9 protein-coding genes are annotated in these 12,465 nt (G+C 46.7%); 1 reads left to right on the top strand and 8 read right to left on the bottom strand.

The genetic code is table 11. The features are described from left to right. Nucleotides 1-198 precede the first annotated feature (198 nt). From mazG to pth, 7 genes are all read right to left on the bottom strand, one after another. Nucleotides 199-1,692, bottom strand: a complete 1,494-nt coding sequence (gene mazG, locus V6W81_RS00240) for a nucleoside triphosphate pyrophosphohydrolase (protein ID WP_338541216.1) — start codon at nt 1,690-1,692, stop codon at nt 199-201. Nucleotides 1,693-2,044: 352 nt separating this feature from the next. After that, nucleotides 2,045-3,739, bottom strand: a complete 1,695-nt coding sequence (locus V6W81_RS00235; protein WP_338541215.1) for a putative polysaccharide biosynthesis protein — start codon at nt 3,737-3,739, stop codon at nt 2,045-2,047. Nucleotides 3,740-3,909: 170 nt separating this feature from the next. After that, nucleotides 3,910-4,452: a stage V sporulation protein T gene (gene spoVT / locus V6W81_RS00230; RefSeq protein ID WP_145053184.1), complete on the bottom strand. Its 543-nt coding sequence runs from the start codon at nt 4,450-4,452 to the stop codon at nt 3,910-3,912. Nucleotides 4,453-4,734: 282 nt separating this feature from the next. After that, nucleotides 4,735-5,889, bottom strand: a complete 1,155-nt coding sequence (locus V6W81_RS00225) for a peptidylprolyl isomerase (RefSeq protein WP_056697414.1) — start codon at nt 5,887-5,889, stop codon at nt 4,735-4,737. Continuing rightward, complete coding sequence (mfd, locus tag V6W81_RS00220) at nt 5,873-9,400, bottom strand: transcription-repair coupling factor (protein ID WP_338541214.1); 3,528 nt, start codon at nt 9,398-9,400, stop codon at nt 5,873-5,875. Before mfd ends, V6W81_RS00225 begins: the two co-directional genes overlap by 17 nt. Nucleotides 9,401-9,678: 278 nt before the next feature. Continuing rightward, entirely contained in the window at nt 9,679-9,909 is a 231-nt protein-coding gene (locus V6W81_RS00215; protein WP_056697411.1) for an anti-sigma-F factor Fin family protein, read from the bottom strand. Between the two features lie 260 nt (nt 9,910-10,169). After that, nucleotides 10,170-10,730: an aminoacyl-tRNA hydrolase gene (pth, locus tag V6W81_RS00210; protein WP_056697409.1), complete on the bottom strand. Its 561-nt coding sequence runs from the start codon at nt 10,728-10,730 to the stop codon at nt 10,170-10,172. 179 nt (nt 10,731-10,909) lie between these two features. Here pth and V6W81_RS00205 point away from each other — a divergent pair, with 179 nt between their 5' ends. Next, a complete protein-coding gene (locus V6W81_RS00205) occupies nt 10,910-11,110 on the top strand; it encodes a hypothetical protein (protein WP_056697408.1) in 201 nt (66 codons plus the stop codon). Nucleotides 11,111-11,473: 363 nt separating this feature from the next. On the opposite strand, the gene V6W81_RS00200 is transcribed toward V6W81_RS00205, so the two are convergent. After that, complete coding sequence (locus tag V6W81_RS00200; protein ID WP_017691370.1) at nt 11,474-12,427, bottom strand: ribose-phosphate diphosphokinase; 954 nt, start codon at nt 12,425-12,427, stop codon at nt 11,474-11,476. Nucleotides 12,428-12,465: the final 38 nt, after the last annotated feature.

Genomic DNA, 12,465 nt, shown 5'->3' with positions numbered 1-12,465 from the left:
CTGAATTCCTGCCTTGGTTCACGACTTTTTTTCTTTCGTGCGGTTACTTGTCCAATAGCAGTCTAAGTCCAGTACCCAAAACAACCAAGGTTAAATCATGTATGTCTACCTATTCAAACGAAACACTTGTTCGTATTATAACACACTAGCTGCAATCTTGGAATATGTTTTCCCAATATGAGCCAAAACAAAAGTTTGTTATAGCCCTGCCTTCTTAGCTGCCTGCCAGTATTGCTCCATCTCGTCTACATTGCTATCTGCAAGGGTACGACCCTGTTCACGCAACTGTGCCTCAATGTATTGGAAGCGTTGTGTGAATTTGCGGTTCGTCGCCGCCAGCGCCTCTTCTGGATCGGTATCAATGAATCGCGCCACGTTGGCAGCAGCAAATAACAAATCGCCTAGCTCCAGCTTCTGTTCTTCTGCAGTTTGATTTTGCTGTACAGCTTCTTTCAGCTCAGCCAGCTCTTCTTCAATTTTGCTAAATACGCCATTAACGTCATCCCAGTCGAAGCCTACCTTAGCTGCTTTCTTCTGTAACTTATATCCCTTCATCAGAGCAGGCAAATCACGCGGTATTCCGTCTAATATGGAAACATGCTGTTGATCCAGCCCCTTGCGCTTCTTCTCCTCTGCCTTCATCTGTTCCCAGTTTTGCAGAGCTTCATTCGCATCTTCTGCTTGATTCTCACCAAACACATGCGGGTGACGGAAGATGAGCTTATCATTCAGACCCTCAATAACATCATACACATTAAATGTACCTAATTCTTCCTCCATCTGCGAGTGAAGCAGAATCTGAAGTAACAGATCCCCCAGCTCTTCCTTCATGTGGTCGGGATCATCTTCGTCGATGGTTTCAATGACCTCATAGGTTTCTTCAATCAGGTTTTTGCGGATAGACTGGTGTGTCTGCTCCTGATCCCAAGGGCAGCCGCCTGGGCTGCGCAGAATGTTGACAATCTCATGCAAACGGGCAAATGAGCGCCGACGCAAAGCATCATCTGTATTTTTGGGCACATAAATGAGTGAAAGGTTGCCATAACCCTCGATGCGATCCAGATCGTGGAGCGGTATCTTGTGAATGACCTCTTGTCCCTGAACCCCCAGGGCATGTCCAACAAATACAGGATAATCGTCTGGGTACACGTCCATCAAGCACAGCTTCACGTCTGACGCAGTGAATACGTCATAGACTTGTCCAATGAGCGTATGTAGTTGCGGCTGCACTAACTCCGTGTTCAAACTGCTGGCGTCCAAAAGCTGGAACCCCTCAATCGGGTCAAAGCCTAGTCGTATAAATGCCTCATCGAGGAAACTCTCACCGCCCATCACTCGAAGTGAGATCCCCATCTGTGGGCAACGTTCCTTCAACAGGCGTACACTCGCCTCTGCCACCATAGGATGACCTGGTACAGCGTATACAATCTCTGTTCCAGTCTCGCCTTGCCGAGCCGCTTCAATTAGACGATTTGCAATCTCGTCGTACACCTCAGGGAAGGAGTCCTTCGCCTCGTAGATGGCATCAAACGATGTCATCTCCAGCCCTTCCTGCTTCAGATCATGCAATACGGGATGATCCAATGTGCGGACATACAATATGGCCGCTTGTTTCATTTTTTTGATAATACCTACAGTTAGTTGATCTGCATCTCCTGATCCAAGACCTACTACGGTTAAAGCTGCACTCATCGTTCCTGTCCTCCATCCGAACCAACCTGCCCGCGTAAATTTCTTGATATGTGAATCCATCCCATAAGTGAGTCATGAAAATGAAATGGATCAGCCTAAGACGTTTCGCACAAGGCAGCGCTCTATAATTAAACGTATTATACCAGAATCAGGCGGTATCCTATAATTTGCGATTATACTGATGTATTTCTTCAAAATCCAAATCTGCTGATTAATGATTACAATGCATTCATTTTAGCAGTAAATTGGCAATCGAACCTGTGAAGGATTAAATGCCTCGGTGTAGCTATTATAGAGGGTGTAATGAGATTGGCGCATCATGCTGGCCTGCCGTGCGGCCAAGCCTACTTGTTTAGCGCAGCACCCGCAGGCTGCGTAAAACTTTGGCTAGGCTTGACCCAACCTTGGGCACAGCCACCAGCTCTGCAGCGGTGAGCAGGCCTGTGCGCGCGGCCGCCAGCACAAACACGGCTGCGCCTGCGGCTACGCCAAGCAGGCTGACGCCTACCGCGGCGATCCTGCGGTCAGCCGCGATTCCCATGCCACCGAGCAGCGCTTCGGTGGCCCAGGCCATGCCTGCCGCCGCCAAGCTCATGGCGGCAATAACCAGCGCCGGCTTCGCCAGGACGGCGCTAGGGGCTAGGCGCAGGGCGCTGTATCGCGCCAGTAGCGCCACATTCAGGGCAGCCGCCAGCATATAGGCGGCCGCCCCAGCCATGGCCGCGCCGACGATGCCTAGCGTCGGCACAAGCCAGACGTTCAGCAGCACCTTGACGCCTGCGGCGGCCAGCATGCTGAACGCGGGTGCGCGCACGCTGCCAAGGCCTTGCAGCAGCGCTGCTGCAATGATGCTGACGGTGCTGCCCGCTGCCGTCAGCGCCATGTACCGCAGTGCTTCGGTGCCTGCGGCATCCCCGTACAGCATGCGGTTAATCGGCTCCGCCAGCACCGCGAGTCCTGCGGATGCTGCCAAGCCGATCAACCAGAACCAGCGCAGCGCCAGGCTCGCTTGCTGTTTCACGGCTTCTGACCCGCCACGAAGCTTGGCTTCGGCCATCGCCGGAATAAAGAGCACAGACAGTGACATTGCTAACATCGTCACCATCTGCACGAGCGGTAATCCCCGGTTATATATGCCGAACGACACCATAGACTGTAGCTCGTTTAATCCCTCTTTCTGTAACAACCTCGGTACAGTGAACGTGTCCACCAGATTCATCAAAGGCACAGCCAGTGATCCTAGGCAGACCGGGATTGCATATACAAGCAGGGTTCGAATCCACTCTCGATTGGATCGCTGAGGCTCAGCAGCGCCACCTATTCGACCTTTTGCCTCTACACCCACCGCTTCACTGCCCTGATCTCCAAGACTCTTCCCTTGAACCAGTTTCCGCATTTGCTTCCGATGGCGGAATCCATACACAAGCATTGCCAGTAGCCCAGCGACACCACCCGCAAACGAACCCAGCATCGCCCCAGCGGCAATCGTATCTAACGAGGCCTCGCGTGCCATGAGCCACAACAGCAGCACAATCATCACTGTGACTCGAATGATCTGTTCTACGACCTGTGATACGGCTGTAGGCACCATCTGCTGCATTCCCTGAAAATACCCACGTAGTCCCGTCATCAATGGCACAACCAATAGGGCCAGTGCAGCTGCACGGATCGATGGAATAACATGTCCATTCCCGATCCATTTTCCGATCCATGGAGCCCCTGTATACATCAAGACTGCTAACACCAAACCGATCCCGCCTAGCAGCATAGATGATAATCGTATGATTCGCCTTCCCTCTTCTGGTCTACCGAGTACATGCTGTTCAGCCACGAATTTAGATATAGCGACAGGTAGTCCAACAGCCCCAATGGTAATCACCATCATGTAGAACGGATACACCGTGTTATATATACCAAAGACGCCGTCTCCGCCTAGATTCTGTAGCGGAATTTTCTGAAAGGCACCAATAATTTTGGAGATAATGGCGGCAAGTCCTAGCACAAATGCGCCCTGCAGCAGCCTTGATCCTGTTGATGGCTGTTTCATAAGTCCCTCCTGCGTATCCATACATCTGGATCAATAACAATCTCTTGTTATTATAACTGGCTGGAGCTGCGTAGACGAATTCCATTTCTCTGCCTATATTGTCTGCGATTTAGAACATTCACAAAATAAAAACTCCTGTCTGCCTAAAGGCACCAGGAGTTGTCTGAACTTTATTGTTCCATCTGTTTACCGAGGAAACCAGCAGCAGTCTCTGACATTTTGACTTCCATCTGTGACATCTTCACCGACTCGTCCTTATTGAACAGAACGACGGTTCCGATTGGATCTCCACCGGATATGATTGGCGCAATAACAAAGGAAGATAACGTCTCGTCATGATCTTTGCTAATTTCATAAGATCCATTATTAGTCTCGATAATGGTTTTACGATTTTCCATGCAGTTCTCAATCAACTGGCCTACCTGCTTGTCCAAATATTCCTTCTTGGAGCCACCAGCTACCGTGATAATGGTATCCCGGTCAGAGATTAACGTGACATGACCTGTACTTTCATACAAGGACTCAGCATATTCCTTAGCAAAATCACCAAGCTCACCAATAGGGGAATACTTTTTAAGAATAACTTCTCCATCTCGATCCACAAAGATTTCAAGCGGATCTCCTTCACGAATACGTAACGTACGACGGATTTCTTTTGGAATGACCACACGACCCAGGTCATCTATACGACGGACAATACCAGTAGCTTTCATTTACATGTTGCCCCACTTTCTCGAGAAGATTTTTCAACTACTGTTCCTTAATGGGTAGAGGAAAGTCCCAGAACGTTTAGTGTGATATCTTGACCATAGTATTCATCTGTTCCCATTTCCTTATACATGGTTTGTAGAATATAGTTGTGTACTTACACAAGAAAATGACCATCTACCTATTCACTCTGAGGATTGAATATAAAAAGGAGTAAGGGAGGCTAAAAGTCCCCCTTACTCCTTATCATGCTTGTCCAGAACTGCAGCTATGCAACGGTTAATCCCTTACTTGCTGCTTGAGTCTGTACCTTCACTTGTTGTTGCGTCTTGATCTGTAGTACCTGCATCTGTTTTGGTATCTGTACCTTTAGTGTCATCCGTTTTGGATTCACCTTCGGTTCCCGTTTGTGTATCTGTTCCTGTTCCTTCTGTACCTTCTGTGCTGCCTTCTTCAGCTTTATCTGTTTTTGGCAGGTTCACTTCTTTTACGAGTTTATCCAATTCGCCACCTGTCATGAACGTATCAATTTTGGCAGCAGCAATGGAACTCTTAATGCTGTCTTTTTGCTCGGCTGTCATTTTGTCATATGCATCTGTACGTGCTTCTACTTTCATGACATGGTAGCCATACTCCGTTTCCACTGGATCGCTGATTTTATTCAAAGGCAACGTGATTGCCGCTTGTTTAAATGCTTCTACCCACTGAGCAACAGCCGCGTTCTCATACAAACCGCCTTTGTCTGCAGATCCTGGATCTTCAGAATACTCCTTCGCAACTTCTGCGAAATCTGCTCCTCCATCCAGTTTTGCTTTTACTTCTTCAGCAATTTTAAGTGCATCTTCTTTTTTGCGCTCTTTTTGTGTTTTTGGATCCGTGAAGTTGATCAGTACATGACGAACGGAAGCTGTCGTATACTGCTCTTTATTTTTATCAAACTCAGCCTTCATGTCGTCTTCTGTTACGCCAGTCTCTTTATCCTTAATCACGGTCATGATCCGAGTCATATAATCCTTAATGTTATCATCCGTGAGGTTCTGCGCCTTCAGCATTTCCGGCCATTGTTCTTCTGGAACTTGAGCCTTCATTTTGTCGAATTGCTCAGTAGCCACTTTGGAACCTTCCGCCTTCGCTTCGTCGCTCGCATTTTCACTCAGATATTTGTATGCAATTTCTTGGCGAACCAAGTAGTCTTTGAAGTCATCCATGTCCATCATTTGTGCATATTCTGGATACAGGAATTTCATCACACGCTGTTCCATGTCGAATTCATTGGCTGTGATTGTACCGCCATCATATGTTGCTACAACTGCGCTTGTGTCTGTTGATTCTGGTGTTGTTGCTTCTTCCTTCTTACCACATGCTGCTAGCAGTGATAAAGACAGCACTGCAACCATACTCACGGACAGTACTTTCTTCACTGTTTTATACTTTTGTAACATCTTTTAGTTCCCCCTTTGATTTAAAAGCACTTTTCATGGATTCCAGGAATTTCTCCACCAGCTCCATGAGTTGCTTGTCCCCAAGCCCTTTGCCTTTGACATGAATAAGCATATGGGGTCCTTGTTCAAATTGTACACGTCTTTCGAACTGATTTCCAATGTGTGCAATATTGGAGAGCTCGAATGCGTGTTCACGACCTTCATAGAACTTCACCGTAAGGTCATCCCCACGCTGTGTAATAGACTCAATTCCATAGATTTTGCCGTAAACTTTGAGCCTCGCCACAGCCATTAGGTTAATAACTGCTTCTGGAAGATCACCGAAACGATCGACTAACTCATCTTCCAGCTCCATTGCATCATCGAAGGAAGAGATAACGGCCACCTTTTTGTAAATTTCAATCTTCTGAATGCTGTCATAGATATAATCAGACGGCAAATATGCATCAATACTAAGATCAAGCGTTGTATTCCATTGGTCGGAAGGTACAGGCTCTTCACCCAGCATCGTCACTTTCCGTTTGTTAATTTCCTCAGCAAGCATCTGAGAATACAGATCGAATCCCACGGAAGCAATGAAGCCATGCTGCTCTGCTCCGAGCAGGTTACCTGCACCTCGAATCGACAAGTCGCGCATTGCAATCTTGAACCCAGAGCCCAGCTCGGTGAATTCTTTGATGGATTGCATACGTTTCTCTGCCACTTCAGTCAGTACCTTATCCCGTTGGTACGTAAAGTACGCATAAGCAATCCGGTTGGATCGACCCACGCGTCCACGCAACTGGTACAACTGGGAGAGTCCCATTTTGTCTGCATCATGAACGATTAACGTATTAACGTTTGGAATATCGACACCTGTCTCAATGATACTGGTGCTGACCAGCACATCGTACTCGCCATCCAAGAAGTCCAGAATCGTCTTCTCCAGCTCCGTCTCGGACATCTGACCGTGCCCCACGCCAACCTTAGCCTCTGGAACTAACTCAGAAATTTCGGCAGCCATTTCCTGGATACCTTGAACACGATTGTACAGGTAATAGACCTGACCACCACGAGCCAGTTCACGCTCAATGGCTTCTCGAACCAGTGCTTGACTGTGTTCAACCACATAGGTCTGCACAGGGAACCGGTTCTCTGGCGGTGTCTCAATGACAGACAAATCACGGACTCCAAGCATAGACATGTGTAATGTACGCGGAATTGGCGTTGCCGTAAGGGTCAACACATCCACGTTTGTTTTGAGTTTTTTCAACTTCTCCTTATGGGTTACACCAAAGCGCTGCTCCTCATCCACGATGAGCAATCCCAGATCCTTGAACACAAGATCCTGTGACAATAAGCGATGTGTGCCGATAACAATATCAACTGTACCCTGCTTGATACCCTTGGCCGTTTCATTTTGTTCTTTGCGAGAACGGAATCGGCTAAGCACGTTGATGTTGAATGGGTAACCTGAGAAACGTTCACGGAATGTCTCATAGTGCTGTTGTGCCAAAATCGTGGTAGGCACGAGCACAGCAACCTGTTTCCCTTCAATCGCTGCTTTGAAGGCTGCACGGATCGCAACCTCAGTTTTGCCGTAGCCGACATCCCCACACAATAAACGATCCATCGGACGATTTTGTTCCATGTCTTTCTTGATTTCCTCAATTGCACGCATCTGGTCACGCGTCTCATCATAAGGGAACATGTCCTCGAACTCCTGCTGTTCTGCAGAGTCCTTCTCGAAGCCGTATCCTTTGGACGTTTGCCGCTCTGCATAGAGTTTGATTAGATCGTCGGCAATATCCTGTACCGATGAACGAACTTTGTTTTTTACCCGTGTCCACTCGTTGCCACCGAGCTTATAAATCTTAGGCTCCTTCTCTTCTGAGCCCACATATTTCTGAATCAGATCAATCTGCTCGATCGGTACAGACAGTTTGTCTCCACCCGCATACAAAATATGCATATAGTCCTTATGGATACCAGCTACCTCAAGGGTACCGATCCCCATGTATTTACCGATACCGTGATTTTGGTGAACGACATAATCGCCCACTTTCAGCTCACTATATGATTTAATTCGCTCCGCATTGTCCACGTTTCGAATTGGTTTCCGTACTTTCCGCTGCTTCTGGGAGAACATCTCCCCTTCCGTAACAACGGCCAATTGAATGGATGGCATCTCGAATCCTGTTTGCAAATTACCAATGAGCATCTCAGGTTCTGGTATGTCATAATCCTGCAATACCCGACGCATACGGTCGAGCCTTTCCTCACCACTCGCCAGCATCAATACATGAACTCCAGCCTTCTGCCAGCGCTCCATCTCTGCCTTAAGTACATTCATTTGCCCGTGGAAATCCTGCATACCCCGGCTGATAAAGTTCAGAATGTTCTGTGGCTGCGTGTGTGGAACCTGACGTAAGAAGATAGACATAAATATCGTCTGGAATGGACGTTCATACAGAAGCTCATCTCCATCAGCCGATAAATGCAGGTCAGGTAGTGTCTTACCATTTTGCATCAAATGCAGATTCCATTCAGATTCATCCCGATCCAACTGTTTAGATGTCTCGGCAAGTCTTGCAGGCTCATCGAGTACAAGTAACGTATCCTCAGGCATATAATCGTAAATGGTCTTGTGCTCTGGATAGAGTGGTGAGATATATTTATACATCTCTGAGAAGTATACATGCTGACGAAGCATCTCAATTTCGCGATGAATCTCTTCACGGAGACGCAGCTTCGCCTGCCGATCTGTCATCTTCTCAAGCTGTTGTTCCAGCAAAATAACAGCCGCATCTGCAGCCTTCTCCATGCGTTCACGATCTGCGATCAACTCTTTGCACGGCAGTACAACGACTTCTTCTATCCGCTCAATAGAGCGCTGATCCGTAGGATCAAAGGTTCGAATCGAATCGATCTCATCGTCAAACAACTCCACCCGGTAAGCAATCGGTGATGTAACCGGATAGAAGTCAATGATCCCACCACGTACACTCATCTCACCGCGGGATTCTACGCGTTCTACGCGCTCGTAACCTAGCTTCACCATTTCCAGCAGGAAGGCATCTAGCTCAAGCGTACTTCCTTGTTTAACTGTGATTTGGGCTTTTGCCATGACTTCTGGAAGCGGAAGATACCGCTGTACCCCGGAAAAAGGAATAACAACAACGCCCCGGAAACCTTGGGCGCAGCGAACCAACACATCAATACGCTGACCTAGTGTTTCCGGACTGGAAACAGCAGCTTCAGCGGCGACAAGTTCATTGGCAGGATAGAGCAATACCTGATCCGGTGAAAGCGCTTCCTGTAAATCTTCTGCAATTTTTTGTGCAGAAAACATATTGTGCGTAACGACGAGCAAAGGCCGGTTCATCTCTTGATGTAAGGCAGCCAGCATGATTTGACGTGCTGATCCGGATAGACCGGATACCAACTGCTCTTTCATCCCGGATGAAATACCGGCGGTTATGGATCCGAAGTCAGGATCTTTGGAAAAAGCTTGTATAAGTGCTTGTAACAAAAGGGGCACCTCTCTTATAACTTACTTGGTTATCTAGCGCACAAAGCGCAATACAACATTCTTAAAATTGGATACAAATCCCTTTTTACCCTGTTTCATCATAAAGGATTATTCTCTGTTTTGCCACATCGGCTTGATGTGCCTGGACGTTGATCAGCCAAAATACGATTCCAGTTCAACTGAAAAGAAGCCTCAGCAGGCTGCCAAGGCTATAAAGGTGGAGCGGTATTCCGCTACCTCCATCATCTGTCATTACGTATTGTCGCTGCCACGTCACTCTATTGAAGAGGACTAGCGAGCAGACTCAGCTCTGGATTAAGTTCCAGTGCTTCTTTGCAATAGTCACATGTAATCCGAACGGTGATATCTCCACCCGAATTATACGCTATTATATCCCTACGCTCGTCGGGGGTCAAGAAATGAAAGCCTAATTGCGCTTCCGTTATACCGGTAGAATCGATTTGTCCTATAAAGGTACGACAATGCCTGCATACATAATTCACTGACATGTTTATGCCTCCTGAACCTAGTTTATACGTCCAGTATGCCCATTTAGACTGAATCGAACCCAGTTTATGATCATTTTTGCCAATAATGCCAGGCCGTGTCTGACAACTCGCTGAAGTGCATCTTTTACCGCCTTTTCGCCCCCTGCTGCGTCACTTCCCCTTGACGTGCCCCGGCACGCCTGCGGAAAACTTCCTTGCCTGGAACGAAAATTCGCCAAAATTTGCTCCCTTCGGAGTTCTCAGACACGCCCTAGAATCAACTACCCGTTGAATTTAGCCATCGTTTGCTCAAACGTATGATTCAGGCTGTGTTCAAGTGCATCACAGGTCTGTTCAATCGTCTGTTCGAGTGCTTCCTTTTCCTTCTTCATAAATGTCGAAAGAACGTAGTCTACAATGGCATGTCCAGGTTCTGGACGGGATATTCCCATGCGTACCCGGTTAAACTGCTGTGTACCTGTATGCTGAATAATAGACTTAATTCCGTTATGTCCACCTGCACTACCTTGATAACGCAATCTCACTTTACCAATTTCCGTGTCCATGTCATCATACACAACGATTAGATCTTCCAGACTTACCTTATAAAAATCCATATAGGCTCGTACCGACTCACCGGACAGATTCATGAATGTCATGGGTTTAATCAATACCGTTTTGACACCGCCAATGTTGCCCTCTCCAATCAACGCTTTGCATTTACTTTGGGTAATGGAGATATTATGACGATCTGCCAGTCGATCGAGCGCCATAAAGCCAATATTATGACGGGTTTTGGCGTAGTTAGAGCCCGGATTTCCGAGGCCAACAATCCACTTCATCTCGTTTCCTCCTTGGCATCACTTGAGCTGTAGCATAGACTTCATTTGTTATATTTCATATAATATCTAGAAAGTGAAGTTCCGTTTAACGATCTATAATTTCAACTGCTGGATCTTTAGTTGATCTTATATCCGTATTTACATCATATATTTTATTAACCCAGGAAGGTGAGCGGGTTTTGCGCGAAGACACTGGACAACTGACTCAACATAGCGATTTTATCTATCATCTTGAATATCACGTACCTGTACAGGTATACGACCGCGACACTCATATTGAGATTGGATTAATTACACGCTTCGATAATCAATTTGTCGAAATTGCCGACACGCTTTTCCATCGGCGCCGATTCCGTTTCATTTCCCGCCCAGGCTATTAGATATATAAGTCTATATTAATTGAACCGAAGAATATTCACACTTGCCACTCCGATGACAGAATAACCTTCTGATCGCTGTTATCCCCAGATTTTTTTGATTCCTTTTACCTAAGGGAAAATCCGGCGATAGCTTATGCTTTCGAGGTAGCTTTCTTGTAGAAAGCTTTCAGGCGAACGCTTCGCTTCTCCATGTTATTTCTGTCCTCTTCGTTCTCATGTAAATGTATAGTTTAATTTATATAGATTCAGCATATATAAGATAACCGAGCGGTTTTTCACTTTTATCATACGGCACGCCGACAGGGGTTACATTTTCCATTGATCCGGAAAACGTAACCCCTCTACTACTTTATGCAGACATCCTTATTCAATTTCAAACAGCTTGCTGATTGATAATTCCTCATGAACCCGGATAATTGCTTCTCCGAGCAAAGGCGCTACAGACAACACTTTGAGTTTGCTTGTCGGGTTAGCATGTGTAATCGGAATTGTATCCGTTACGATAACTTCCTTCAATGGTGCATTCTCCAAACGTTCCATAGCAGGGCCAGACAATACTGGGTGAGTACAGCATGCGTATACTTCCTTCACGCCGCCTTCCATCAAGGCATTTGCCCCCAATACAATCGTTCCTGCTGTATCGATGATATCATCGATCAGGATTGCCGTCTTACCTTCAATGTTACCAATGATGTTCATGACTTCACTGACATTAGGCTCAGGACGACGTTTGTCGATAATCGCCAGTGGTGCGTTCAGGAAGTCAGCGAGTTTCCGTGCACGTACTACGCCACCATGGTCAGGAGATACGACAACTGGATTTTCGATCTGTTTTGACCGGAAATATTGCGCCAGAATCGGTACACCAAGCAGATGGTCAACTGGAATATCGAAAAATCCTTGAATTTGCATTGCGTGAAGATCCATTGCGATTACACGCGTTGCGCCTGCTTTTTCAATCAGATTAGCTACCAGCTTCGCTGTAATTGGATCACGGGAACGTGCTTTGCGATCTTGTCTAGCGTAGCCATAGTAAGGAATTACAACGTTAATTGTCTTGGCAGAAGCACGTTTAAGTGCATCAATCATGACGAGCATTTCCATCAAGTTGTCGTTAACTGGCAAACAAGTTGACTGCACGATATAAACGTGACAGCCCCGTACGCTCTCGGAGAGCTTCACTTGGATCTCACCATCGCTGAAGCTAGTTGTGTGAGATTCACCCATAGGAATTCCGATATAATCAGCAATTTGATGGGCAAGCTTTGGGTTAGAATTGCAAGTAAATATTTTTAATTTCGAATCAAAATAAGTCATAAAATAAAAACCCTCCGTGCTGGTTCATTGGAATCTAT

Source organism: Paenibacillus tundrae, from assembly GCF_036884255.1.
Lineage (GTDB): Bacteria > Bacillota > Bacilli > Paenibacillales > Paenibacillaceae > Paenibacillus.
Note: the sequence above shows the minus strand (reverse complement) of the source record. Positions and strands in the feature narration are given on the sequence as shown.